We start from the raw sequence: 24,572 nt of genomic DNA, 5'->3' as shown, positions 1-24,572 counted from the left end.
TTCTCGCGCGGTTCAATCGATCATGATGCAATATTCGATCGGCGAGATATCGATAATTCAAGTCATCGAGCAGCGCGGAGCTAGCTTTGCGCCCGAGGTTCTGTTCCCGGATTGGGACCCTGCGCTTTTGCAGCAGTATCGGGCGCTGATGGTGCCGGCGTGCTTCGATGAGCGGGAGGGGCGCCTGATCTCGAGCATTCACACGTGGGTGTTGCGGACCCGACACCATACGATTCTGATCGACAGTTGTGCCGGCAATCACAAGAACAGACCCGGTGCCCCGCGCTTTCATCAACTCGATCTGCCGTTTCTTAAGGGGTTGGCGGCAGCCGGAGTTTCACCGGAGTCCGTGGACTACGTGATGTGCACACATCTTCACGTCGACCATTGTGGATGGAATACAAGGCTGGTCGACGGCCGCTGGGTGCCGACGTTCTCCAATGCGAGATATCTGTTTTCCAGGGCTGAATATGAGCATTGGCGAGGTCCTGCGGGGAAGCAGGGTGTCAACGCCGGCGTCTATGAGGACAGTGTTCTGCCGGTGGTCGAGAGCGGGCAGGCGGAAATCGTCGACGGAGAGGGCGCGGCGGGAGATGGCCTTATGTTTCATCCGACGCCAGGACACACGGTTGGTCACGTCGCCATAAAGCTCTTAAGCGGTGCAGACCAGGCCGTCTTCAGCGGAGACATTATGCATCAGCCGTTGCAGGTGTTTCGTCCCGACTGGAACAGCGCGTTTTGCGAGGATCCGACCCTTGCGCGTGCCTCGCGCCGTTGGTTGCTTGAGCACGCGGCGGATACCGGGTCGACGGTATTTACCGCGCATTTTGCGAACAGCTCTGCTGGCCGCATTACACGCCACGGCGACCGCTTCGACTGGCGTTTTATCTGAAGAGAACAGTCCGCGCTGACCCAGGCAGTCGCAAATCTGCGAGGTGGTCTTTCATGACCTCACCTCGCTTACTCGATCGCTATCTTCTGTGCAGCAATAATTGGTCTCCAGCGCTCCACTCCGTCTTTCCGCATCTGATCGATTTCTTCGTATGATCTTGGTTGTTGTGGAAGAAGTCCGGATCTCAGAAGCAGGGCCCGGAATTCCGGATCGACGATGGCGCGGTCGGCACTCGACTTCAGCGCGAGCGCAATGTCGGGTGATATGCGCGAGGGCGCGGCGATTACGAACCATGAACCTGAAATGAAGTTAGGATATCCGCTCTCTATCATTGTCGGGACGTCTGGAAGCAACTCCAGACGATCGGAACTTGTGACCGCGAGAGCCCGCAAGTCACCATTCTTGACGTAGGGTAAGAAAGTTGATGTTTCTCCGAAATAGAAGTCGATCTGCTCACCCAAGAGAGCGGTTGAGGCTGGGTTTGAACCGGAAAACGGCGCGTAAGTAGAATCTATCTTTGCATGAACCTTCAGCATTTCGGCCGTAACATGGGTAATACTCCCCACACCCGCCGAGCCAAAGGTCAAAGTCTTTCCGCTCTTCGCCAAACTCACTAGTTCGGCAACTGTCGTCGCAGGGGAAGATTTTTTCACCAAAAGTATAAATGGTGAGTCCGCGACGATCGACAAAAGACGAAAATCACTCTGTGGATCATACTGAAGGTTCTTATAGATATGCGGATTAAGAACGAGCGGCGAACTCGACATCATGATGAAGGTGGTACCATCTGGGGTCGATCGCGCGACTGCGGTTGCGCCAATTCCCATCCCAGCGCCGGCTCGGTTTTCAATTATAAAAGTCTTCTTGAGATCCTTTGCCAGAAATTGAGCGGTAGCTCGACCCAAAAAGTCTACGATTCCTCCCGGTGACACTGGAACGACAATCTTAATCGTACGGTCGGGCAGGGGACTGGCTTCGGTAATCGAAGGCAAGCAGCAAGCTCCTGCTGCCAAGAGTACTGAGCGTCGAGAAATGTTCATGGCTCATTCCTGATTTGCTCTACCTACGAGCGTTTTTTTGCGTTGCAGTTGCCGGAAAAAGCCGCTGTCGCACCAAGGCGACAGCGGTCCAGTCAAGGGAGAAGCAGACTAACCGGTCTGCAAGCGGAACTATTAGTTGTTTTTCATCACAAACGAACACTTCCCGTCAGCGAGCGAGCGATACGCCTGGTCGCCGGGAAGCGATCCGATCTTTTTGAAATAGTCCCAAGGGTATTTCGATTCCTTGGGCGATTTTACCTCGAACAGATGCATGTCACGGATCACGCGGCCATCCTCCCGGATGTAGCCGGAGGCGCCGGTCGGGTCGTCGACCTTTAGCTCCTTCATCTTCTTCATGACCGCCTGGGTGTCCATCGTTCCCGCGGCTTTGATCGCCTTCAGGTAATGGTAGAGGCCCTCATAGGCGTTCACCTGCGGTGCGGTCGGCATCTTGCCATTGCGATCGAAGAAGCGCTTCGACCAGGCCCGGGTCTTGTCGTCCAGGTCCCAGTAGAACGTGTCGACGAACTCGATGCCCGCGGTGTCTGTGAGTCCAAGGCTGTGGACTTCCATGATGTAGAGGAGGAAGACGGCCGTCTTCATTTTGAGCCCGAATTCGTGCGATTGCTTGACCAAATTGGCCATATCGGCGCCGGGGCTGGCGATCGCCAGGACCTTTGCGTTGGAAGCCTGCGCCTGCAACAGCAAGGAAGCAAAATCAGACGTTCCAAGCGGGTGCTTCACGGCGCCGAGCACCCTGCCGCTATTTTCTGCGATGGCCTGACTGGCCGAATTCACCAAGGCGTGTCCCAAGGCATAGTCGACGCTGACAAAAAACCAGGTATCGAGACCGTTCTTTGTCAGCATAGAAGCGATGGTCCGCGAATTGGAATAGGTATCGGGCAGCCATTGCACCAAATTGGGCGAGCAATCCTTTCCTGTCAGGCTGTCCGACGCCGCGGCCGTTGCGAGCAGGATCTTGTTCTTGGCCAGGACCAAATTGTTGGCGGCGAGGGCAATCGCGGAATTGTTCATGTCCATGACCGCGTCGACGCCATCGACGTCGAGCCATCGCCTCGTGATGCCGGCGCCGATATCGACCTTGCCCTGGTGATCTCCTACCAGGAGTTCGATACGCCTTCCGAGAATCGTTCCACCAAAGTCCTCGATGGCCATACGAGCGGCATCAACGCCGGCAGGGCCGTCGTTGCTCGAACTCGGACCTCCAACGTCGGTCAGATAGCCGATCCGTATCGGCGGGTCCTGGGCTTGCGCCGAGGCCGGTACGATGCCTTCTCCGGCAGCGAGGCCGATCAGGATTGCCAGAGTCGAGGCGATACGAAATCCGGTCTGCAACTATACCTCCCCGCGTGCCTTGATTTACGGAATTTTGTTCTTGGATCGTCAGCCGCGCTGCGCGATCGCAAACGGCAGGGCAGACGATTATTAACTGAGGATGCATTTCGGCCCCTGTGCTGTCTAATACACAGATCGATCGTGCTGAGACCGGATTCGTCTAAATAGCTGCCAAGCTGGTGATGGCAGACTCAACTGGGCACTTGCTTCGGGAATCCTGGCTAACGCTGATCCGATGGTTTGCCGGTGCCGAGCGTGGCTCCCAGCTCCGGCGCCAGGCTTTCGACCATGCGGACGAAATTGCCCAACACGGCCGACGAATTCTCCCTGTTGTACACGAGTTGAAGCGTTGTAATCGGAGTCTTCTCGCGCATTCGAATGTATCTGACTTGCGCAATTTGCAGGTTCTGGAGCGACGCCGGCACCAATGACACCCCGACTCCTGCGGCAACCAGTCCGAGGAGGGTGTGTGTGTCCGAAACCTCTTGCACGATGTTGAGCTTGTGTCCTTGGTCGAGCAGGGCCCCGAACATGCGCCGGCTGAAATCCCGGTTTGCGGTGGGATAAATCCGGATCAGAGGCTGGTCCGCGATCTGGGCTAGCGTAAGTGATTTCTCCCGACAGAACTCGTGGCCACTCGGAACCACGGCGACGAACGGTTCCTGAAACAATGTCACCGCTTCAAGCTCCCGCTCGTTGATCGGACCACGAAGGATGCCGGCATCGATACGATGTTCTTTCAGGGCCGAAATCTGCTGCGAGATGGTCATCTCCTGAAGGTGCAGCTTGACCTTGGGATACTTTTTTATGAACGGCGGGAGGATGCGGGGAATGACCGCGTAGATCGACGAGAAGATGGCGCCCAAAGCGAGCGGCCCATCCTCTCCGCGCGCGATCGCCTGAACGACTTGCGCTGCCATCTGGGTGGTGTTGTTAAGGCGGCGGGCAAAGCTTACCAGCGCTTCGCCTTCCGGCGTCAGCGCGACGTTGCGGCGTGACCGGACGAAGAGCTTGACGTCTAATTGGCGTTCGAGCGCCAAAATATGCTGACTGAGCGGAGGTTGGGCAATTCCCATCTGTTCCGCGGCGCGCGTGAAATTGAGGTGTTCGGCGACAGCCAGGAAATATCGCAGCTGTCGGAGTTCGATCCGTGGCGTGTGCTCGTAGACGTCGGCCCGTCCGCCTTTCTCGTCCAGCGGCACGGGACTGCGGGTCTTTCGGTTGCGTGCCAATTCAGTCCTCCGAGTTCATGCGAAATCCCCGTCCGGCCGCCAATCCGACCGAATTAGTCAGGTGACCGGCTTGAGCGCCGGGCCGCCACGCCGCTTGCGGGGCGGTTTGCGAGGGGAGGCTGCTCCGGTGTTTTCGCCGCGGAGCCAGAGTTCATGGAGTTCTTCCAGATAGGTCTCCAGTTCCTTGTGCGCGGCCTTGGCATCACCGGCCCGCAGGTTCTTGACGATGGCCCGCCGGGACCTGATCACCCGGTTGCCGCTCAACGAGCCGAGCCGGACCACCCATTGCTGCAGGAGATCGACGAAGGAATCGGCGATGGTGACGAGGATCTTGTTTTCGCTCGCTTCCGCAAGCTGGCGATAGAACTGAATAAGAATGGCCGAGCGTTTCTGGGGATCGTCGATGACCGCTTCGGCTGCCTTGATATTGGCTTCCATGGCCTGCAAATCGGCCTCGCCCAAAGTCGGCATCGCCGCATCCAGCAGCATGACGGTGATGGCGCGCATCGCCTGGGTCAGATCAGCCACGGAAAAATCCGTCAGCCGAAGCGCGCTCGTCAGCTGGCTGTTGAGAATTTTTGGATCGCTGGCCGCGACGAATGCGCCGCCGGTCGGTCCTCGTTTCAGCGTTATGAAGCCGCTTATCTCCAGCGTTCGCAGCGCTTCGCGCACGGTATTGCGGCTGACCTGGAATTGCGCGGCGAGCGCACGTTCGGTAGGCAGCTTGTCGCCGCGTTGGAGCCGCCCGTCCTCGATATTGGCCTTGATCTGGTTGATGATCTCTTCAAACGTCCGGCGTGGCCTCGCCGGACTGAACATCGGATTCTTTCCGGACTCCGGAAAGAGCTCTGGTTTCTTCACCGGCGTGGGGCTCATGGGATTCTCATTGACTGCGAAAACGCTGATCGGAACTCGGGGGAACCGGGGACGGTAATGCGATTTACCCGCTTATAGGCTTATTCGGCGCTTGGTCCAACCTTAGACCGTTTTGTCCGGGCTGGCGCGGATGGGCATCGGGCCTGCCGGGTCCGGGCGCCGGAACCATAGCGAATGCGTATGACGTTGGTCGCAAGCAATCTTAGACAATGGCTTCCCCGGTCCCCATGGTCGAGCCCAGGCATTGCCGACGGCAACGCCTTTGGCTCGGAGGTTTGTTCGAATGACCAGCCGCAAGGTACCGGTCCTTATTGTCGGCGCGGGGCCGGTCGGGCTCGCTTTGGCCGGAGATCTCGGCTGGCGAGGCGTGCAATGCTGCCTGGTCGAGAAGACCGACGGAGCGATCTATCAGCCCAAGATGGACATGGTCGGCATTCGTACCATGGAGTTCTGCCGGCGATGGGGAATTGCCGGTTGGGTCGAGAACTCGCCCTATCCCCGCGACTATCCGCAGGATAACGTCTGGCTCGAATCCCTGACCGGCTTCGAGTTTGGCCGCGAGCGCATGGCCAGCAAGAGCGAAGAACCGTGCCCGCCGCAAAGTCCCCAAAAGAGGGAACGGTGCCCTCAGGACATGTTCGATCCGATCCTTCGCCGCTTCGCCGGTCAGTTCAGCGCGGTCGAATTTCGCTATCGAACGGAATTGATAGATCTTGAGGAAGGCCGCACAAGCGTCGTGGCAACGCTTCGCGATATCGAGACCGGACAGGAAGACAACGTCGTCGCCGACTATCTGGTTGGAACCGACGGCGCGGCAAGCATCGTCCGCGAAAAGCTCGGTATCTCCATGCGGGGGGAACCGGTTCTCACCTACACCACCAACGTGATCTTTCGATGCCGCGACCTTCCGTCATTGCACGACAAGGGCAAGGCATACCGCTTCATTTTCATCGACCGCGAGGGGACCTGGCTAACGATCGTCGCGATCGACGGCGCCGACCGATGGCGAATGTCGATCATCGGCGACAAGTCGAAGCGGGAAATCCCGGAAAGCGAGATCCGCGCATTGATCGTTCGGGCCATGGGCAAGCCGTTCGACTTTGAGATCGAATCGATCATGCCCTGGGTGCGACGCGAACTGATGGCTGAAAGCTATGGTACCGATCGCGTCTTCCTGGCCGGCGACGCCTGCCACCTGATGTCGCCGACCGGCGGCTTCGGCATGAACACCGGCATTGCCGACGCGGTTGATCTGTCGTGGAAGCTGGAAGCCGTCGTCGAGGGATGGGGCGGCGAGGGGCTGCTGCGGTCCTACGGCATCGAGCGCAAGCCGGTTGCGGAGCGGGCCGTGAAGGAAGCAAGCGGCAATTTGGGACGCATGCTCGCGGCGCGCAGGAAGGGTCCACCGGAGATCGCCTTCCAGCCCGGTCTGGCGGGCGACGCGGCGCGGAAAGTGTATGGCGACTGGTACACCGAGACCATGAAGCGGGAATGGTACTCGACCGGCATCCATCTCGGATTTGATTATTATCACTCTCCCGTCGTCTGCCCCGACAATACGCCGGCGCCACCCGATGAAGTCTCGAACTACGTCCAGACCGCGCGACCTGGTCATCGTGCGCCGCATGCCTGGCTGAAGGATGGCAGATCGACTCTTGACCTGTTCGGCCGCGGCTTTGTGCTGGCTTGCTTCACAGTGGCCGGTTCCGTGGGCGACAGCTTTGCTGCGGAGGCAAGAAAACGCGGCTTTCCCCTGCTGCTCGTAGATCTCAACGATGAAACCAAGATCCGCGAACTTTACGGCGCGAATTACGTTCTTGTCCGTCCCGATGGACATGTCGCTTGGCGAGGCAACGCACAGCCTGAAAGTGTGGGGCACGTTATCGATGTCGTGCGCGGCTTGGCAGCGCGCCGCGCGGGAGCGCGCCTTGCAGGGGCCGATCATCAATTAGTCAAGGAACAGGCGGTTCCGGCCGGGAGCACTCAATGACCTATCTTGTTGCAACATCGCGCGATGCGCGACCGGCGGGCGATCGCTTTCGCGAGCTGTTGACTGGGCCGGGCATCCTGAGGATTCCGGGAGCCTTTAATGGCTTGGCAGCATTGCAGGCGAAGCTGGCCGGTTTCAAGGCGCTTTATCTGTCAGGCGCTGCGATGTCGGCTTCGATGGGGCTGCCTGACCTCGGGATCATCAGCAAGGAAGACGTCTGTTTCTTTGTGAGGCAAATCTGCCGTGCTGCCGATCTTCCCCTCGTGGTGGACGGCGATACCGGGTTCGGCGGCATCTTAAATGCCATGGACATGGTACGCAGCTTCGAAGATGCGGGCGCTGCCGCGGTTCAGATAGAGGACCAGGAACTGCCGAAAAAGTGCGGACACCTCAACGACAAGAAATTGATCTCGCCCGATGAGATGGCCGCCAAGATTGCGGCTGCGGCCCGTGCGCGCAAACATCTCTACATCATTGCCAGGACGGACGCGGCGGCCAGCGAGGGATTTGAGGCGGCGGTCCGCCGGGCGAAGCTTTACCTCGAGGCCGGCGCGGATGCGATTTTTCCGGAGGCCTTGACCACAGAGGACATGTTTCGTGACTTCGCCAAACAGGTAAAGGCGCCGCTGCTCGCGAACATGACGGAGTTCGGCAAGACGCCCTATCTCTCCGCAAGCGCGTTCGAGGCGTTCGGGTACAAGATGATCATCTGGCCGGTCAGCGCACTCCGCATTGCGGCCAAGGCGCAAGGGACCTTCTACGATCACGTGCGGCAATATGATCGCGCGGACGGAATGCTGGGCAGCATGCAGACACGCGCGGAACTCTACGATCTCATCGGTTATGCGGACCATGAGGCACTCGACGGTTCGCTCAAGAAGACCGTCGTTACGGATGCGATGCGCGGTGTCGCGGCCGAGTAGCCGCGACAGCAGGCTTCGGCTTCATCTGAAGCCTAGGAACGAAAGGGAGAGAAACATGGCCTCTGAAGTCATGAGCGACGCAAGGCAGCGTCAGGAACTCGCCGATGAATTGGCAAAGTACGGCGTTCGGGTCGCGCAACCGGACGATCCTCCGTTGTTCACCAAAGAGCCCAAAAGCACAATGCAGCCGTTTCACTGGAAAGCGGCTGATCTAGCGCGGCTGCTTGAAAGGATCGGCGCATCGCTCAAGCTCGAACAGGGAGGACAGCGTCGCACGCTGCGCCTGACCAATCCGGGCCTGCCCTACGGCACGACGCCGACGTTCTGGGCTTCCATTCAATATATTCTTCCCGGCGAAATCGCGAGCGCGCATCGTCATGCGGCGACCGCGCTACGGTTCATCATGGAGGGCAGCGGCGCCGACACCATCGTCAGCGGCGAGCAATATGTGATCAACGAGGGCGATCTCGTCCTGACGCCAAGCTGGACCTGGCACGACCACGAGCACAAGGGCAGCAAGCCGATGATCTGGCTTGACGTACTCGACATTTCGCTGGTGCGCTTGCTGCATGCGACGTTCTTCGAGGGGTCAAGCGAACCGCGCCAGAGCGTCAACCGGATCTCGGATCGCTCCTATCGCGAGTTCGGAAGCGGTCTGCTACGGCCGATGCATGAAAAGCGGGCCAGCGGTTCGAGTCCCGTTCTGGCCTATACCTGGTCGCGAGCGCAGGAGGCTCTCTCGCAAGCGGTCGGGCTTGATCCGGATCCCTTCGACGACACGCTCCTCGAATACCAGAATCCCCTGACCGGCGGTCCGGCGCTGCCAACGATCGGCACCGCGATCCAGGTGCTACGTCCCGGCGCGAAATGCAAGCCGCATCGGCATACCGGAAGCGTGGTCTACTACGTCGTGCGCGGGCAGGGCACGACCGTGATCGATGGAAAACAGTTCGACTGGTCGAAAGGCGATTTCCTGGCCTTGCCGCCCTGGGCCGTCCACGCCCACGAAAACCGCTCGGACAAGGCAGACGCGGTGTTGTTTCAGGTCAACGATATCCCGGTGTTGAAGTCGCTCGGCCTTTACCGAGAAGAAGCGGCCTGACGGCTCGATATTACGAGGAACAGCAGCATGAAGATCGCGAATTTCAATCAAGGGCGAATCGGAATCGTCGAGGATACGGCCATCGCCGACATCTCCGGCGTCATCGGCTACGACCCGATCGCATGGCCGCCAACGGGCATGCTGCGCTTCATCACGGCGTTCAATCACATCAAGCCGCGAATCCTTGAGAAACTGCAGACCGCGGAACGGATCCCGTTCGCGGAGGCACAACTCAATTGCCCGGTGGCATGGCCGAACAAGGTCATCGCCTATCCCGCCAATTATCACGCTCATATCGACGAGATGAAAACGGGCACAGGGCTGATCTCGAAATTTGATGCAAGCGGACAAGGGTTTTTCCTTAAGGCGAATTCGAGCCTTAGCGGGCCGAACGATCCCATCGTGCTGCCTGTTCTGCCCGATCGTGAAATCCACCACGAGTGCGAACTCGCGATCATCATCGGCAAGGGTGGCCGCAGCATTTCGCGTGAGCGGGCGCTCGAGCATGTGTTTGGCTATTCGTGCCTGATTGACGTCGTCGTTCGAGGCAAGGAGGAGCGTGTGATGCGCAAGTCATTCGATTCGTTCTGCCCGATGGGCCCCTACCTCACGACAGCAGATGAGGTTCCACGTTACGACGACATCGATCTCGAACTGAGCGTCAACGGCGATCTGCGGCAAAAGGCTAACACACGCAACCTCATCGTCGGCGTTCCCGAGATGATCGCGATGGCGTCCTCGGTCATGACGCTCTATCCGGGCGACATCATTGCAAGCGGGACCCCCGCCGGTGTCGGGCCGCTAAAAGCTGGAGATCAGGTCGCAATCCGGATCGCGGGCGTCGGCGAGATGACCCTGGATGTAAAACAGGGAAAAGACGGCGCGCATCCGGTCTGGAAAAAAGTCCCGACAATGAGCCTCGCATAAGGCGATCTCGGTTCCCTGCAGAAACATTCACTAAGGCGAGCCATGAGTGTTTTGGCCGCACGGATTGTCTCGCGCTGCAGATTGCTCGCCGTCAATGCATTTCAGCATCGCTCCAATGCATTGCGGCGAACGGGTTGACGTTCGGAAAGTTATGGGTCTATGGTTGGACCAAAGAGCATATAAGGACCAAGGATGGCTGACGGCTTCGATGCAGCAGGACAGGTAGCTGTGGTTACCGGTGGCGGGAGCGGCATCGGGCAGGCGCTCTGCCGGTCGCTAGCGCAATGCGGCATTCGCAGCGTGGTCGTGGCCGATCGCAATATCGAAGCAGCCCAGCGGGTAGCGGCTGCGATCAATGAGACATGTTCCAGCGGCCCCGCGCTGGCGCTTGAACTCGATGTGGCCGAAAGCCGATCCGTCGAAGCGGCGGTGGCGAAGGTCGAAGGCGAGATCGGTCCGATTGATCTCTGGTGCTCGAACGCCGGAATTCACACCGGCGACGGTCTTGGCGAAGCCAGCGATTGGCGGATGTCGCTCGATGTCAACCTGATGGGTCACGTCAACGCCGCGCGAGCCGTCATCCCACGCATGGCCCGACGCGGAAACGGACACTTTTTCGTCACCGCCTCTGCGGCCGGCCTGCTGACGGATTTTCGCTCCGCCCCCTACGCGGCCAGCAAGCATGCGGCGGTCGCACTCGCCGAATGGCTCTCGATCACCCACGCCGACGATGGCGTTTCGATCTCCTGCGTCTGCCCGGAGGGCGTTCGCACCGGCATGACGAAGCCCAGCAGCCTCAAAGCGGGCGTGTCGAGCAATTTTCTCGAGCCGGACGACGTTGCCCGGGAAATTATCGAGGCGCTCAGGACACGACACTTTTTGGTGTTGCCCCATCCGAAGGTCGCCGAATACGAGCAGCGCAGGGCGGCGGACCGGGAAAACTGGCTGGACCGGATGCGTGCGGCCCGACGCAAACTGACGCAGGCGACGCCGTCGGCGGCTGCGTCCTGAGATCAAGGAGAACAAGATGTCACAGACTGTTGCCGAACTCGCCTATCCAATGAGCCGGACTGAGCCGTTCAATCCGCCCGACGACTATGCGGGACTGCGCGCGCACGAGCCTTTTGCGCGGGTGCGGCTATGGGACGGGACTTATCCGTATCTCCTGACCAAATTCGACGACATCCGTGCCGTGCTCAGCAATCCCATGTTCAGTTGTGAGCCGAACCGGGAAGGGTTCCCTCACGTCTTCGAAGGGCGCATGGTTGCGGACAAGGCGGACAGGTCGTTTCTTCGCCTGGACAATCCCGAGCATGATCGCCTGCGCCGGATGGTGACAAAGGAGTTCACGGTTCGCCGGATCGAGCAGTTGACGCCGCGCATCGAGGAGAGTGTGGACAGGCTAATCACGCAGTATTGCCAATTGCCGCAAGGGGCCGATTTTGTCGAGCATTTCTCGGCGCCGCTGCCGACCGAGATCATTACCTTCCTGCTCGGAATTCCCTACGAAGACCACGCGTTCTTCCACGAGGCCACGCGAATCCAGTTCGGATCGAAATCCACGCCGGCCGAAGTCCGCAAGTCGCTCGACGACCTCTTCGGCTATCTCGACGCGCTGATCACCCGCAAGGAGCGCGAGCCGCAGGACGATATCGTGTCTCGGCTGGTCGTCGAACAGCTCAAGCCGGGTCACGTCGACCGGTTGACGCTCATCAACATTGTCCGCCTGCTGCTGAGCGCGGGTCATCAGACCACCCAGAACATGACGGCGCTGGGCGTGCTCACCCTTCTGCAGCATCCAGACCAGCTTGCCCTGATCAAGAGCAATCCCGAAATGATCCCGGGGGCGGTCGAGGAACTGTTGCGGTTCTCAAGCGTGCTGCACGTCGGCGCGCGCCGCGTGGCAATGGAGGATATCGACGTCAACGGCAAGCTGGTAAAGGCGGGGGAGGGCGTCATTTGCTCGATTCCGGCCGCCAACCGCGATCCTGATCTGTTTCCGGATCCGGACAAATTCGACGTGGAACGGGACGCGGCCCGCCACGTCGCATTCGGCTTCGGCATCCATCAATGCCTGGGCCAGGTGCTCGCGCGGGCTGAGCTGCGCATCGTCTATGGATCGCTGTTCAACCGGCTCCCCAACCTCCGCCTCGCCGTCCCATTCGAGAAGCTCCGCTTCCGCCATGACATGTTTGTCTACGGAGTGCACGAGCTTCCCCTGGCCTGGTGAACCAACCGAAAGCAACTCTCATGCGTATTACCATCAATAGATTACGTTGCATTGCGGCCGGACAATGCGTTCTCAAGTCGCCCCACGTATTCGACCAGGACGAACAGGACGGCATCGTGGTCCTCCTGACCGAAAATCCGGCGCCCGAATTCGAAGCCTCGGCGCGGCTCGCCGCGCGCGTCTGTCCGTCCGAAGCTATCACCGTTCATGACGAATAATCGTCGGCGAAAGACGCGAGAGCGTGGGGAATTCATATGAATCAGCATCAGAAGACCATTTCGGCCGACGTCGCATCGGAGCACCCCCGCGCGCTGACGGGGGTCAAGATCCTTGACCTCACACAGTGGGAGGCAGGATCGGCGTGCGCGCAGTCACTCGCTTTTCTCGGCGCCGATGTCTTCAAGGTCGAAAGGCCGAAACTTGGCGATCCCGCGCGTATTGCCTCGGCGGATTCGCCCGACGCCGACTCGCTCTATTTCCTGGTGCTGAATTCGAACAAGCGAAGCATCACGATCGATTTGCAGAACAGCAAGGGTAAAGAAGTTCTGACCCGGCTGATCCGCGAGTGCGATGTCTTCCTGGAGAATTTTGCGCCGGGCACCACAGATAAACTCGGCCTCAGTTATGAAGCCGTCAGCAAGATCAATCCGCGGATCATTTACGGCACCGTGCGCGGGTTCAGCGAGGAAAGCCCGTACAGAGACTTTCGCTGCTTCGATGCGATCGCACAATCCGCCGGAGGCGCGGTCGCATTCACCGGCGAGCCGGATGGACCGCCGATCAAGCCTGGTCCGACTTTTGCCGATACCGGGTCCGGGCTGCATCTGGCAATCGGCATTTTGGGCGCGCTCTATCAGCGGGAGTTCACCGGCAAGGGGCAAAGCATACGGGTCGCGATGCAGGAAGCTGTCATGAACTTCAGCCGGATCACGTTCGCTCGCCATCAACTGACCGGGAAGCCCGTGACGCGTGTAGGTAATGGCTCGCCGAGCAGCACCGCGGCGCCGTCGGGACTTTATCCGTGTAAGGGCGGGGGCCCCAACGACTATTGCTTCATCTACACGGCGCGGGACGAACTGACCGGCAATCGCCAATGGCGCGCCCTGCTGAAGACGATCGGGCGATCCGATCTGCTCGACGACATCAGGTTTGTAACTCCGGAAGCCCGCTTCGAGCGCAAGGAAGAGGTTGATGAGATCATTCGTCCCTGGATGTTGAGCCAGGACAAACGGACCGCGATGGAGATGTTGAACGGCGCCGGCGTTCCGGCGGGAGCCGTATTCGATACTGGTGACCTGATGAACGATCCGTCCTTCCGGGCTACCGGCATGCTGACGGAAATCATCCATCCGACACGGGGTCCTGTGGTGCTGCCTGGTTGGCCGGTCAAGATGAGCGGATCGCCGACACCCCCGATCAGTTGCCCGCCGATGCTTGGGCAACACACGGACACCATCTTGCATGATCTCCTCGGGATGGACGAATCCGAGATCGGCGACTTGCGCAGCAGCCAGGCGATTTGAGACGACGGATTTCCGGTGACGGCGAAGCGGTACGAGGGATGCCGCAATTCGGGAGAAAGTCTTGAGCCAGCAACGATTAAGGGCGGCATTCTATCGCGGCGGAACCAGCAAGGCGGTGATCTTCCGCAAGGCCGATCTGCCGCCTGGCGAGCCGCCGGAGAATTGCGCCGAATGGGACCGCTTGTTTCTTTCGCTCATGGGCAGCCCCGATGGCGCCGAGCGTCAGCTCGACGGCATGGGGGGCGGGATCTCTTCGCTCTCGAAGATCGCGATCATCTCTCCGTCCGCACGAGAGGGAATCGATATCGACTACACCTTCGCCCAGGTTGGTATCGAAAAACCGGTCGTGAGCTATCGGGCAAACTGCGGCAACATCAGCTCAGCTGTCGGGCCGTTTGCCCTGGATGAAGGTTTGATTTCCGCGGCGGATGGGCAGGTGACCGTGCGGATTTTCAACACCAACACGAACAAGAAGCTGGTCGCAGAGTTTGCGGTTGAGAGCGGCAAGGCCAAGGTCGCCGGCGTTTACAAGATCGACGGCGTATCGCGGCCGGGCTCCCCGATCAAACTGACATTCGTCGACCCGGCCGGGGCGGCGACCGGCAAGCTCTTGCCGACCGGCAATGTTCGCGACTTGCTGGATATCGGGAGAGGTCGCAGGATCGAGGCCTCGCTTGTCGATGTCGCCAATCCCGTCGCCATCATCAACATGGACGATGTTTGTTCGGAGGTGCAAGGGTTTGATACGGCGTGGTTCCAATCGGTCGAGCAGCGCCAATTGCTCGAAGAGGTCAGGATTGCTGCCGCGCTGGCGATGAACCTTGTTGCTGACGAGGATACCGCCCGCACCCGAATGACCAATCTGCCGCTGGTCGCGATCGTCAGAAAGGCGACCGGCTACAAAACGGGTTCCGGGGCCGATGTCGATGCGAACAGGGTCGATATCGTCACGCAAATGATGTCCATGGGCTTGCCGCACAAGGCAACGCCTCTGACTGGCGCCATGTGTCTGGCAGCGGCATGCAAGATCACCGGCACCGTCGCCAACGCCGTCGCGAGTCCGGCTGGCCTTGGCCGGGAGGAGTTCCGGATCGGCCATCCGTCCGGCGTTCTGCAACTGACGGCGGCTTGCGAATGCGTCGAAGGCGCGTGGCGGGTAGCGGAGGCCGGCGTCTTCCGAACTGCCCGCCGGCTGTTTGAAGGAAGCGTTCTGCTTCCAGCTGCTTGAAGAGTTCTGAGCGACATCGTTTCGATGCGTCATCGAGGAGTAGTTGAAATTGCATCGGATAAATTCAGTTGCATCGAAACGCAAAATTTCGTCGAGAATCGAGTGGCGAACTATCGCGACGCTTGCAGTGGGGGCATTCATTGCGCTAGCAATCAGCGCTGGCCTTGCCAGCGCCGTTCACGCACAAAGCTATCCGTCGCGTCTCGTGCGTTTCGTCGTGCCGTTTCCCGCCGGTGGCGGTGTCGATCTCGTCATTCGCGCTGCCGCACAGGAGCTCAGCTCGAAATGGGGCACGCCTGTCATCGTTGAAAATCGGGTGGGTGCCGGTGGTACGGTTGGAACGGAAGCGGTGTTTCGCGCAGCGCCCGACGGCTACACCCTGCTGGCCACCGTCAATCAAACCATCACGACGGCGCCCTATTTGTTCAAGTCCCTGCAGTACGATCCGTCAAAGTTCACGCCGATAACCCTGATGGTGCAGAGCGACAACTTTGTCCTGGCTCATCCGGCGGTGCCGGCCAACAGCCTTCGCGAACTGGTCGATCTCGTCAAAAAGCAACCCAAGAAATGGAACTACGGTTCGTTCGGACGCGGTTCACAACCGCAATTGCTGTTTGAGTATTTGAACAGCAAGGAGCGTCTCGACCTCCAGCATATTCCTTACAACGGGATATCGCCGCTTCTGATCGCGATGATTACCGGAGAGGTGTCATTCACGACAGGAAGTGCGGGCGTCGCCGGCGAATTCCTGCGAGCGGGAAAACTGAGGGCGCTCGCGATCGCCGGCAAGAAACGATCGCCGCAGTTTCCGGATGTGCCGACAACCGAGGAGGCGGGCTTCGGTTACCTGCAATCCTCGATCTGGTACGCCGTGTTCGCCCCACCAGGTACATCCGATGAGATTGTGCAGAAAGTCGGAAGCGATCTCCGTGCCATTCTTAAGCAGCCGGATTTTGTCGAACACCAGATAACATCGAAGGGCCTCGAGGTCATCGCTAGTACGCCCCAGGAACTCGCCGACGTCGTGCAACAAGAAAATGCCTCGTTCAAGACGATGATCGAAGCGGCCGGCATCCAGCCTGAATAGGGACATTCAACTACGTCGGTCTGCATTGCCAGACCGCGAATTACGGAGAGCTCGATATGAATCGTCCAGTGCCTGGCCTTGGCGCGCTTCTCAAGAGCGATGAAGATCCATCCGATTCGCCCATCGGGCGACGAGCGGCCAAGGATGCCATCCTTCGCTTCTTTAAGGCGATCGCCACAAGGGATGCTGCGGCTATCGCCGACGTCATCACTGAAGACGCGGTGCATGAAATTCCGTTCAGTGAGAGCGGATCTACCGCCCCGGGAGGGTTTCGCCGCTATGTAGGAATTGCCGAGGTGGTCGACTTCTGGATGACCACCACCGCCAACGGTCTGAAGAATCTGGGAGCCGAAGAGGTGGAGCTTTCCATCACGGGCGATGGCAGCCGGGTCTTCATCGAGCAGCGCGGCAACATGATTTTGTCCGACGGACGCGAGTATCGCAATCGATATGTATTCCGGTTTTCGATCCGCGACGGGCGGATCAGCCACGTCCGGGAATACGTCAATCCGGTGATCGCTGCTTATGCGTTCAGGCGAAAGATTGCCAATTCGTTTATCGTCGAGACCCTCTGAATAATCGGCGTTGGCCGCAAGAAGGCGAAAGCATGGCGGATAGTGTACTCATCATCGGTGCTTCGGTAGCCGGCGTAGGCGCGGCGAATGAGCTGCGGCGATGCGGCTTCCTTGGCAGGATTACCCTGGTCGATGCACAGGCTCACTTGCCTTACGACCGGCCGCCATTGTCCAAGGCGGCGTTGCAGGTTGAAGTAGCGTTGCCGGACCTGCTATTTCATGATCGTGGCCACTATGCGCGATCAAAGATCGATCTGCAACTCGGAAGCGCTGTGCAAAGGCTCGACCTCCATACGCGTACGGTCTCCCTCGAATCGGGTCAATCGCTCACCGCAAAACGCATCATTATTGCGACGGGCGCACGCGCCCGGCCATTCCATGCCGATCGTTGCACAGGCACAGTTCATTTGCTGCGTGGTCTGGACGACGCAACGCAGTTGCGTGCCCTTTTTCGCCCGGGCAAGCGCCTCGTGGTCATTGGTGGGGGCTTTATCGGGGCTGAGGTGGCATCTACCGCTTCTAGTCTCGGGCTCGACGTCGTCGTGATCGAAGCGGCGAGGCTTCCGTTCGAGCGGATTCTGGGTAGCCAGATCGCCGCTCGGCTTGCAGATTTGCATGTCCAGGCTGGCGTCGAACTTCTGTGCGGCGTTGCCGTCGAAAGGATCGAAAGGGCGGCTTGCGGGCAGCGAGTTTTCATCGCCGATGACATGCGAATCGACGCGGACGTCGTGGTTGCGGGCCTGGGCTCGCTACCCAACGTGGAATGGCTGGCTTCCTCCGGACTTGAGTTATCGAATGGTATCCTCTGCGACGAGAAGGGAAGGACGGGGGCGCAGGGCATTTTTGCAGCAGGAGATGTCGCGGCGTGGCTTGATCCATTGAGCGGACTGCATGTACGACACGAACACTGGACGGCAGCGAGGGAGCAGGCTCGCATCGTCGCACAATCCATTTCTGGCGGAATCGGAACTCCTTGGCGTGATTTTGTTCCCTACTTCTGGTCAGACTTGTACGGAGTACGTCTACAAATGTTGGGTTCCGCGGTTGATGCCGACGACATACGGATTGTGCATCAAGACAACGAAAAGCGGGCCTTCGTGGCGGAGTATCACAAGGCGGGGGAACTCATCGGCGTCGTAGGATGCAACGCTGGTGCAAAGACCATGCGTTATGGTGCTAGGCTTGCCCGTGGCGTTATGGGCCTTGGTGCCGATGCATAAGGTTAAGACCAAGTCGCCCAAGGCCGAAGCTCGTTCCGCTGTGGGAGACAAATCGCTCGAAGACATTGCCCGCACGCTCAAGCTCGACAAGGGACTTGGCTTCCTCGTGCGGCTGCTCGATACGCGCTTCAAGAGTCTATACGAGCAATTGACCACACAGAGTGAAATCACGCCACGTCAGTTCGGTGTGTTGTTGACCTTGTACCAGTGTGGCACGCTTACGCTGACGAAACTCGCGGGACACATCCGGGTCGATCGCAGCACGCTAGGCGAAATGATCAGTCGCATGGAGGAACGTTCCCTGATCACCAAACGCATCAACAAGAATGATCGCCGCTCAGCCGAGGTATCTTTGGCTCCTTTCGGAAAACATGCGCTGTTGGAGCTGGTTTCTGGTGTATCTCAATTGCAAACCGTACTGCTCGCGCCGCTGGCACCCGAAGACCGACCGCATTTCATGAGGTGCATGAAGTTTATCGCAGAGCCTGGAATTGAGAGAGGCTAAGCGGGCATAATTTTGCGAGTGGATGACCTCAGTTTTTGACCAAGGCTGCGTGAAACGCTGTCTGAAATGATTCTCCTGCGATTCGGCCGGAGGCCTTTCTTAGTTACATTGCGTTACAATATGTCCCAGAAGTCGCATTTGCGGTCCTTGGCGAATTCCGTGCCCGTCGCGATCTTCATATCGAGCATTTAGGACTGTTCCGTGGCTCGCGTCCATTGCGGCCAGTTCGGCAGGCCCTTGCCGTTCGGATTGCCGGTCCCGGCGAAGTTGGTCCAATACTTGATCATCGCGTTGGACAACATCTGCTGGTCGGCACTGAGCGGCTTCTTCACACCGGCCGCGCCATGATAGCCCGGGAAGATGTACTGCAGCTCAAGCGTATGTGCCGCGCCATACGGGTAGGACGCTGGCGGGAGATATTGCGGTGCTTTGCGGTCATTGAATTCGAAGACATAGACCGGTGAATCGCTCTTCGACGCCGAGCGCATCGCGCGGCGGGACGGGTTCGGTTCGCGACAGCTTCCCCGACTAGACTCGCCTGGTCGGCGTAGGAGGGCATGCTGAAAACTTCCGCGACGCTAGTGTAGTCCATGTAGCCGAGCCGGGCCAACGGTCTGATTGCCCCGCCGCGTGCAACTTTCCATATCCCACGCAGCCGCACGGTAGTAGCGCACTTTTGCCGATCCCGTGGTGACCAGAACTCAGGCTGCCTCGGCGACCCTGTCGCCGGAGCGGCCTTCCTTGAGCGTGTTGGCCCACCAGACGAGTTCGTCCAGCATCGGCTTGGCGTAGTCGTCGAGGTAGGGATAGTCCGCCATGGACTTGCCCTCGCGCATCATGCCCATCATCTCGATCATGCCGATATGAACGGCGCGCGGGAGCGAGGCCACTTGCGCCGTGGCGAGGATATTCCGCAAATGCTCGACGGCGCGGGCTGCGCCGCCCCCGCCATAGCCCAGGAAGGTCGCCGGCTTGCGGTGGATCTGGGACCAAAGATAGTCGAGGGCATTCTTCAGCACGGCCGGAATGCTGTGATTGTATTCCGCCGTGACGAAGATGTAGCCGTCGAGGCTGGCGATCTTCTCGCCCCAGCGCAGTGCGACTTCGTTCTGCGGCGGCGCAACGTGCAGCGGCACCCTTTCCTCGAAGAACGGCATGGGATAATCGCGGAGATCGACAATCTCGAAATCGGCGTCATTGCGGTCCTTAGCGATATTGAACAGCCAGTTCGTCGGGACTTCCCCGAACCGCCCGGGACGGGTTGTGCTGATGATGATGCCGATTTTGGGTCGTTTTTGCATAGTCGCTTTCCTAGACACTTACGATTGGTAAGCCACCATGTAGCGGTAACCGCGGTGGGCGCAAGATCGCACTTTTTCCGCAGTGACTTACCCGGCAGTAAGTGAGGTCGCGGCTTTAATCGTCGATGACGGCGCTATCCTCAGGGGATTGCTGTCGGAGTCGCTCGCGCGCCTCTTCGATGTCGGTCTGGTTCTCCATCACCCACCTACCGATCGGGGCCAGCGCAAGCTTGAGCGAGCGTCCGCGGTCGGAGAGTTCGTATTCGACCCGCAGCGGAATCGTGACGTAGACTGTCCGGATCAGGATCCCGTCGTGCTCGAGATTTCGCAGCGTAACGGTCAACATGCGCTCGGAGATGCCATCGATCGCCCGGTGCAATTCCGTGAAGCGCATCCGCCGGTCGCCGAGCACCATCAGAAGCAGGATTGTCCATTTGTCACTGACCCGCGCTAGGATGTCTTTGGCCCGGCGGCAATCAGCGGGAAGTTGTTCTGGTTCAATGCTCATGCAGCAAACATAAGGTCGATCACGCCATGAATAAAGACCGCAGGCGCATCGATTTTCGTGATGGGCTTTCATCTGGCCGCGGGGAAAGCCATCAAGCTGATGGCCCCTACAGCCTCCAGCGTGTCAATCGGCTCGGGCTCAGGGCGCTGCGGTGCCGGTCTGATCAGGCGGACAAACCGGATGATTGCTCAGGCGTGGTCGAGCAGCATCAGCTTTTTGCATCGGCGCTGACCGGAAAAAATCCCGAGCGGGCGTCGAGAGAGGCATGGCTTCACATCGAAACCTTCGGCAGAGAGCTGATGTCACTGATGCGAGACGAGAATAACGCTTGATAGTACGAACTTGGGATTGTCGAATGCCAGTAATCAACGCGCCTCTGCCCAGAGCAAGAAGGGCGAAACAACCGGCCCCTTCGCAGCAAGCTTCGGTTTCACCAAGGCAGAAGCGCACCGCGTTTCGGTGTTCTCGAGGTTTAAAGACAAAGCTCGGTGCTAGATGGTGGTCAGTCGCCGGCTGATCGAGTGGTTCCTAGGAGACGCCTGAGCCGACCAAATACTTGGCTGTATGCGCGCATCATATGTAGCGCTGAGAATCAGCGTCGTTCGTTCCAACGATGCATCTGAAATAAGTCGACACCGCATCGGCGTGCGCCGTTCCCAATTCATGAAGCCATTCCCTGAACGCGCGAACCGGAGGCCTGTTCTCCTGGCCCGTTCTGCACAGAACATGGTAGCTATCGTCTGGCGCCATCAATTCTGGAAACGGCGCGATCAAGCGGTTTGTGCGCAACTCGGCCTCTATCAGATAGACAGGAGCGATCGCACCAAGCCCGTCCATCGCGGCACCGAGTGCGAGGTTGGTGTGGTCGAACGTCACCCAGCGCGCCGGGCTCAGGCCCGCCAGCCCGGCTTTGGCAAGCCAGCGCTGCCAGTCATCCGAGCGCATCGTCGCCGTCAGCCAGGTCGTATTGGCAAGATCCGCTGGCGCGCGGATGTTGTCCCGACCGGGCAGGCCCGCACCGAACACCGGCAACAGGGCTTCTGGCATGAAAGGATCGGCGGAGAAGCCGGTCGCATCTGCCAGCCCGCGACGGACAGCGACATCGGCATGTTCCGGCAACGCCCGACTTCGATCCCGCTTGTTGTCGAGTTGGATCTCAATGTGCGGATGGCGCTGTTGGAACAGGCCGAGCCGGGGCACCAGCCAATACGCCATGAAGACGGGGGCGCGCTGATGCGCAAGGCGTTGGGCGATCGACGATCGACCTGCCGGCTGGCGGCTTCGATCTGGTCCAGGGCCGGCCCGATCTCTTGCAGCAGGCGCCGTCCTGCCTCGATCAGGAGGAGTCCGCGACCGGCGCGCTGAAACAGGGCACACCCGAATCACCGCTCCAGCCTTATGATCTGCTTGCTGACGGCGCCTGCCCAGGGCGCCGTCGCGACCGAGTATGGGATCGGCGGGTGTCAAGCGTCAAAGCCGATTGACACATTGGGCAATACCCAAGACTTTTCGGAACGCATAGATTCCGGCCAAGCCGACAATCTTGCGAGAAGTTTACCCTCGCCAGGCGGAGGCGCGGATCACGCTGCAGAAATTGCCGCGCCTGAAGGACGGATCCTTATCCGCCAGAACATCTGCTTTCACATTGCCGAAGGTCGTCTCCGGCTTGTGCTTGATCCCGCCATAGAAGGCTTGGATGATGTCTTCTTTGAAATGCGCAGTACGCGGATGTGCATGCACCACCGCCTCGCGCTCTACGTCGCTGTACTCGGCATAGCTTAACCCGAGCACATCCATTTCGACGCCGGCGGTCACTAGAGCTACGACCGGGTGCATGTGCTTCGGGATGCCGGGCGTCGTGTGCAAGGCGATGGCGGTCCAGACCGTGTCGATATCTTGTTGCGCGATGCCGTGGCTGCGCAGGAAGTCACGGGCGACATTCGCGCCGTCAACTTCGAAACGCTCGTCCGCGCTGCTGTGCTGATGGGTCAGGCCCATGTCGTGGAACATCGCGCCTGCATAAAGCAGCTCGGGATCGGACCTGAGTCCGCGACGCTTACCTGCCAGAGCGCCCCAGTAATAGACGCGGCTCGAATGGTGAAAGAGCAGCGCCGATTCGGCGTCCTGCACCAATTCCATTATTTCGCGAGCAAGCTTGCTATCGGGAATTCTGATCCCCGCAAGATCGATAGTCATCGTGAGATCGATATTCATTGCACGTCTCCTGGCGATTGATCTTGAGAGAAGATTGTCAGGTGCGGCCCGGCACGACGTCTGTTGACGGAATTGCGATTGCGAGAACCGGGCACGAAATGAAAATGTATCCATCCGCTTCGCAATGACTTGGTTCTGTTGCTGTGGTTGCACCGGTCTTGCTTCAATCTTCAGAAACCGAAAATTATTCTGCTGTCGCTGCCCAGGAGCCGGTGCATACGAGCGCACAGCGTCGATCAGAGGGATGCCGTCTCGAGCCGGCAGCAACCGGGTTGTCTCGAACATATCAATCTGCCAGAAAACCAAGTCCCTTGCTGTGATTGCCTGATCTTGCGCCAATCCTCTGTGGCATCACGTCTTGGTCTCGCCGCAACGCGGCGGTCTTCAATTCAAACAATCGTGGGGGCAGCTTCAACACTGCGTGAGGAGCCAGGCTGCGCGTCTTGATCGTCCCTATTAGGAGCGTCTGGGCCTGAACAGGCATCATAGCAGGGAGTCGAATAGTGGTTAGCTCCGCCGAAACGACCTTGAATCAATCCGCTGCTCTTGCGCCCCGTCCCGCACGTCCGATTGGAGAGGAACCTCGAATGCAAACGAACCTGCAAGACAGGATGGATATCGCTGACCTGATGACGGGCTGGATTCATCGCGATCTCGCTCAGTGGGATGACCTACGCGCCCTGTTCCATCCGGACGGCGAGATCGAGGTCACGTGGTTTGAAGGTAAGGCGAGCGACTTTGTCGATGCCTCGATGCGCATGGGCGCATCGGATCTGCGGACGAAACACCTCATCACTTCGCCGGTGGTGGCGTTCAACGGCTGCAAGGCAGTGGTCGAGACCAACGTAGTGATAATTGGCGAGAACCTGAAGCTTGGTCTCGGCTGCGCGGGACACAGCCGCTTCTACGATCTCGTCGAAAAGCGCGGCGGCGTCTGGAAAACAGTCAAGCGTCAATGCATTTACGACATGGGATCTTTCACATTTCCGACCGGGATTGTCGACATCGACAAGGCAATCGTTGCCCGTTATCCCAGCGCTTATGCACCGCTTGCCTATCTGCTCGAAAAAAGCGGCTTTCCGGTGCGCCGCGTCTTTGCGACGAAGGGTAGCGACCTCGAAGTACAGATGAAGAAGGGTGGGCAGGCCTGGCTCGCGCAATGATCGCGTACGACGTCGAAGGCACAGTCCACCGTTGCTGCCGGTGGTTGGCGGCAACGGCGACAGTAAGCCGTGCGCGGGTCCCTCCCGTACTTCTCGACCTCCCACAACTCGACTACCTGATTTCTCTTTTCGGGGCTGAGCAGGAAATCACGATCATACTTCCGATCCGAATTGGCTGAGCTTTTGTGTCGCCATAAGGCCCCCCTTGCGTATGACCTGCCCCTTGTAAGTGCCATGCGCGCGGCGGCATGCATGGGGCATGGTTGGCAGCATGCACGACGGTATTTCGGGCGGTATGCATAGTTATGGCACGAGCGGGTTGATGGCACCGGCAAATCCGACCGTCCCGCCCGCAGCGCGCACCCCTTCCACTGGATCAACAACCGACGTACGCCAACAGTGCTTCGCCAGACATTCTGCTTAGACCTGATCCGGAGGACGCAGCGGTTGCTGACGTCCGCCGAACCGATACTGAAGGCCTGTAACGCGGCTTGACGTGTGCGTGATTGGTTCTTGGCTGTCGGTTTGCTTTGGGTGTTTTCATTGCAGCAACACAATGAAACGTCGTGGAAACAAATGGAAAAGATGATCTTGGATCACACGCGCGTGTTCGGCGGAAGCGACTTATTGTAGCGGCAAATGGCGGTGGTGACGCCGTAACCCGATGGGCGTTGACGGCG

The 24,572-nt window shown here is 59.2% G+C and carries 24 protein-coding genes and 1 pseudogene; 16 read left to right on the top strand and 9 right to left on the bottom strand.

Features of this window, described 5'->3' with window-relative positions; translation table 11 throughout:
• The first annotated feature begins 22 nt into the window (after window positions 1–22).
• Complete coding sequence (locus V1283_RS28890) at window positions 23–892, top strand: MBL fold metallo-hydrolase (protein WP_334390005.1); 870 nt, start codon at window positions 23–25, stop codon at window positions 890–892.
• A gap of 68 nt (window positions 893–960) precedes the next feature.
• On the opposite strand, the gene V1283_RS28885 is transcribed toward V1283_RS28890, so the two are convergent.
• The 4 genes from V1283_RS28885 to V1283_RS28870 form a co-directional block, all read right to left on the bottom strand.
• Window positions 961–1,884 carry a Bug family tripartite tricarboxylate transporter substrate binding protein gene (locus V1283_RS28885; protein ID WP_334390002.1) on the bottom strand — a complete coding sequence of 308 codons (924 nt, stop codon included), beginning with the start codon at window positions 1,882–1,884 and terminating at the stop codon, window positions 961–963.
• 180 nt (window positions 1,885–2,064) lie between these two features.
• The gene (locus V1283_RS28880) at window positions 2,065–3,288 is read right to left on the bottom strand and encodes an ABC transporter substrate-binding protein (RefSeq protein ID WP_334390001.1); all 1,224 of its coding nucleotides are present in this window, start codon (window positions 3,286–3,288) and stop codon (window positions 2,065–2,067) included.
• A gap of 221 nt (window positions 3,289–3,509) precedes the next feature.
• Entirely contained in the window at window positions 3,510–4,520 is a 1,011-nt protein-coding gene (locus V1283_RS28875) for a LysR substrate-binding domain-containing protein (protein WP_334390000.1), read from the bottom strand.
• 57 nt (window positions 4,521–4,577) lie between these two features.
• Complete coding sequence (locus tag V1283_RS28870; protein WP_334389999.1) at window positions 4,578–5,396, bottom strand: FadR/GntR family transcriptional regulator; 819 nt, start codon at window positions 5,394–5,396, stop codon at window positions 4,578–4,580.
• 283 nt (window positions 5,397–5,679) lie between these two features.
• Here V1283_RS28870 and V1283_RS28865 point away from each other — a divergent pair, with 283 nt between their 5' ends.
• From V1283_RS28865 to V1283_RS28805, 13 genes are all read left to right on the top strand, one after another.
• Entirely contained in the window at window positions 5,680–7,386 is a 1,707-nt protein-coding gene (locus V1283_RS28865; RefSeq protein WP_334389998.1) for an FAD-dependent oxidoreductase, read from the top strand.
• Window positions 7,383–8,309 (top strand): methylisocitrate lyase, encoded by a 927-nt coding sequence (gene prpB, locus V1283_RS28860; RefSeq protein WP_334389997.1) that lies wholly within the window; start codon window positions 7,383–7,385, stop codon window positions 8,307–8,309. Before V1283_RS28865 ends, prpB begins: the two co-directional genes overlap by 4 nt.
• A gap of 55 nt (window positions 8,310–8,364) precedes the next feature.
• Entirely contained in the window at window positions 8,365–9,411 is a 1,047-nt protein-coding gene (locus tag V1283_RS28855; protein WP_334389996.1) for a cupin domain-containing protein, read from the top strand.
• 27 nt (window positions 9,412–9,438) lie between these two features.
• A complete protein-coding gene (locus V1283_RS28850) occupies window positions 9,439–10,338 on the top strand; it encodes a fumarylacetoacetate hydrolase family protein (RefSeq protein WP_334389995.1) in 900 nt (299 codons plus the stop codon).
• A gap of 192 nt (window positions 10,339–10,530) precedes the next feature.
• On the top strand, window positions 10,531–11,349 hold the full coding sequence (locus tag V1283_RS28845) for an SDR family NAD(P)-dependent oxidoreductase (protein ID WP_334389994.1): 819 nt from the start codon (window positions 10,531–10,533) through the stop codon (window positions 11,347–11,349).
• 16 nt (window positions 11,350–11,365) lie between these two features.
• Complete coding sequence (locus V1283_RS28840) at window positions 11,366–12,568, top strand: cytochrome P450 (protein WP_334389993.1); 1,203 nt, start codon at window positions 11,366–11,368, stop codon at window positions 12,566–12,568.
• Window positions 12,569–12,588: 20 nt separating this feature from the next.
• Complete coding sequence (locus V1283_RS28835) at window positions 12,589–12,786, top strand: ferredoxin (RefSeq protein WP_334389992.1); 198 nt, start codon at window positions 12,589–12,591, stop codon at window positions 12,784–12,786.
• A gap of 36 nt (window positions 12,787–12,822) precedes the next feature.
• Complete coding sequence (locus V1283_RS28830) at window positions 12,823–14,091, top strand: CaiB/BaiF CoA transferase family protein (protein ID WP_334389991.1); 1,269 nt, start codon at window positions 12,823–12,825, stop codon at window positions 14,089–14,091.
• 61 nt (window positions 14,092–14,152) lie between these two features.
• Window positions 14,153–15,319, top strand: a complete 1,167-nt coding sequence (locus V1283_RS28825; RefSeq protein WP_334389990.1) for a 2-methylaconitate cis-trans isomerase PrpF family protein — start codon at window positions 14,153–14,155, stop codon at window positions 15,317–15,319.
• A gap of 127 nt (window positions 15,320–15,446) precedes the next feature.
• Complete coding sequence (locus V1283_RS28820; RefSeq protein WP_334389989.1) at window positions 15,447–16,406, top strand: Bug family tripartite tricarboxylate transporter substrate binding protein; 960 nt, start codon at window positions 15,447–15,449, stop codon at window positions 16,404–16,406.
• A 68-nt stretch (window positions 16,407–16,474) separates the two neighbouring features.
• A complete protein-coding gene (locus V1283_RS28815) occupies window positions 16,475–16,981 on the top strand; it encodes a nuclear transport factor 2 family protein (protein ID WP_334389988.1) in 507 nt (168 codons plus the stop codon).
• A 32-nt stretch (window positions 16,982–17,013) separates the two neighbouring features.
• Window positions 17,014–18,201, top strand: a complete 1,188-nt coding sequence (locus V1283_RS28810) for an NAD(P)/FAD-dependent oxidoreductase (protein ID WP_334389986.1) — start codon at window positions 17,014–17,016, stop codon at window positions 18,199–18,201.
• On the top strand, window positions 18,194–18,706 hold the full coding sequence (locus V1283_RS28805) for a MarR family winged helix-turn-helix transcriptional regulator (RefSeq protein ID WP_334389985.1): 513 nt from the start codon (window positions 18,194–18,196) through the stop codon (window positions 18,704–18,706). The genes V1283_RS28810 and V1283_RS28805 overlap by 8 nt, the downstream gene beginning before the upstream one ends.
• Window positions 18,707–18,894: 188 nt before the next feature.
• On the opposite strand, the pseudogene V1283_RS28800 reads toward V1283_RS28805, so the two are convergent.
• From V1283_RS28800 to V1283_RS28790, 3 genes and pseudogenes are all read right to left on the bottom strand, one after another.
• A pseudogene (locus V1283_RS28800) lies at window positions 18,895–19,200 on the bottom strand (carboxylesterase family protein); the annotation flags it as partial.
• A 207-nt stretch (window positions 19,201–19,407) separates the two neighbouring features.
• Complete coding sequence (locus V1283_RS28795; RefSeq protein ID WP_334389984.1) at window positions 19,408–20,007, bottom strand: NADPH-dependent FMN reductase; 600 nt, start codon at window positions 20,005–20,007, stop codon at window positions 19,408–19,410.
• A 115-nt stretch (window positions 20,008–20,122) separates the two neighbouring features.
• Complete coding sequence (locus tag V1283_RS28790; protein ID WP_334389982.1) at window positions 20,123–20,515, bottom strand: winged helix-turn-helix transcriptional regulator; 393 nt, start codon at window positions 20,513–20,515, stop codon at window positions 20,123–20,125.
• 26 nt (window positions 20,516–20,541) lie between these two features.
• On the opposite strand from V1283_RS28790, the gene V1283_RS28785 reads away from it, so the two are divergent.
• Window positions 20,542–20,847, top strand: a complete 306-nt coding sequence (locus tag V1283_RS28785) for a hypothetical protein (RefSeq protein ID WP_334389981.1) — start codon at window positions 20,542–20,544, stop codon at window positions 20,845–20,847.
• A 241-nt stretch (window positions 20,848–21,088) separates the two neighbouring features.
• Here V1283_RS28785 and V1283_RS28780 read toward each other — a convergent pair whose 3' ends face one another.
• Window positions 21,089–21,730 carry a LysR substrate-binding domain-containing protein gene (locus V1283_RS28780; protein ID WP_334389979.1) on the bottom strand — a complete coding sequence of 214 codons (642 nt, stop codon included), beginning with the start codon at window positions 21,728–21,730 and terminating at the stop codon, window positions 21,089–21,091.
• Window positions 21,731–22,069: 339 nt separating this feature from the next.
• Window positions 22,070–22,711, bottom strand: coding sequence for an HD domain-containing protein (locus V1283_RS28775; protein ID WP_334393218.1), 642 nt, complete (start codon window positions 22,709–22,711; stop codon window positions 22,070–22,072).
• Between the two features lie 521 nt (window positions 22,712–23,232).
• On the opposite strand from V1283_RS28775, the gene V1283_RS28770 reads away from it, so the two are divergent.
• Window positions 23,233–23,892, top strand: a complete 660-nt coding sequence (locus V1283_RS28770; protein ID WP_334389978.1) for a nuclear transport factor 2 family protein — start codon at window positions 23,233–23,235, stop codon at window positions 23,890–23,892.
• Window positions 23,893–24,572: the final 680 nt, after the last annotated feature.

The sequence above is a fragment of the Bradyrhizobium sp. AZCC 2262 genome, assembly GCF_036924535.1.
In the GTDB taxonomy this organism is placed as follows: Bacteria; Pseudomonadota; Alphaproteobacteria; order Rhizobiales; family Xanthobacteraceae; genus Bradyrhizobium.
This window is presented reverse-complemented; position numbering and strand designations above follow the sequence as displayed.

What these genes read in the sequence shown, in the direction of transcription:
- V1283_RS28890 (WP_334390005.1), top strand. Translation starts at nt 23, where the DNA reads ATGATGCAATATTCGATCGGCGAGATATCGATAATTCAAGTCATCGAG.
- V1283_RS28870 (WP_334389999.1), bottom strand. Translation starts at nt 5,396, where the DNA reads ATGAGCCCCACGCCGGTGAAGAAACCAGAGCTCTTTCCGGAGTCCGGA.
- V1283_RS28865 (WP_334389998.1), top strand. Translation starts at nt 5,680, where the DNA reads ATGACCAGCCGCAAGGTACCGGTCCTTATTGTCGGCGCGGGGCCGGTC.
- prpB (WP_334389997.1), top strand. Translation starts at nt 7,383, where the DNA reads ATGACCTATCTTGTTGCAACATCGCGCGATGCGCGACCGGCGGGCGAT.
- V1283_RS28855 (WP_334389996.1), top strand. Translation starts at nt 8,365, where the DNA reads ATGGCCTCTGAAGTCATGAGCGACGCAAGGCAGCGTCAGGAACTCGCC.
- V1283_RS28850 (WP_334389995.1), top strand. Translation starts at nt 9,439, where the DNA reads ATGAAGATCGCGAATTTCAATCAAGGGCGAATCGGAATCGTCGAGGAT.
- V1283_RS28845 (WP_334389994.1), top strand. Translation starts at nt 10,531, where the DNA reads ATGGCTGACGGCTTCGATGCAGCAGGACAGGTAGCTGTGGTTACCGGT.
- V1283_RS28840 (WP_334389993.1), top strand. Translation starts at nt 11,366, where the DNA reads ATGTCACAGACTGTTGCCGAACTCGCCTATCCAATGAGCCGGACTGAG.
- V1283_RS28835 (WP_334389992.1), top strand. Translation starts at nt 12,589, where the DNA reads ATGCGTATTACCATCAATAGATTACGTTGCATTGCGGCCGGACAATGC.
- V1283_RS28830 (WP_334389991.1), top strand. Translation starts at nt 12,823, where the DNA reads ATGAATCAGCATCAGAAGACCATTTCGGCCGACGTCGCATCGGAGCAC.
- V1283_RS28810 (WP_334389986.1), top strand. Translation starts at nt 17,014, where the DNA reads ATGGCGGATAGTGTACTCATCATCGGTGCTTCGGTAGCCGGCGTAGGC.
- V1283_RS28805 (WP_334389985.1), top strand. Translation starts at nt 18,194, where the DNA reads ATGCATAAGGTTAAGACCAAGTCGCCCAAGGCCGAAGCTCGTTCCGCT.
- V1283_RS28795 (WP_334389984.1), bottom strand. Translation starts at nt 20,007, where the DNA reads ATGCAAAAACGACCCAAAATCGGCATCATCATCAGCACAACCCGTCCC.
- V1283_RS28790 (WP_334389982.1), bottom strand. Translation starts at nt 20,515, where the DNA reads ATGAGCATTGAACCAGAACAACTTCCCGCTGATTGCCGCCGGGCCAAA.
- V1283_RS28785 (WP_334389981.1), top strand. Translation starts at nt 20,542, where the DNA reads ATGAATAAAGACCGCAGGCGCATCGATTTTCGTGATGGGCTTTCATCT.
- V1283_RS28780 (WP_334389979.1), bottom strand. Translation starts at nt 21,730, where the DNA reads ATGGCGTATTGGCTGGTGCCCCGGCTCGGCCTGTTCCAACAGCGCCAT.
- V1283_RS28775 (WP_334393218.1), bottom strand. Translation starts at nt 22,711, where the DNA reads ATGACTATCGATCTTGCGGGGATCAGAATTCCCGATAGCAAGCTTGCT.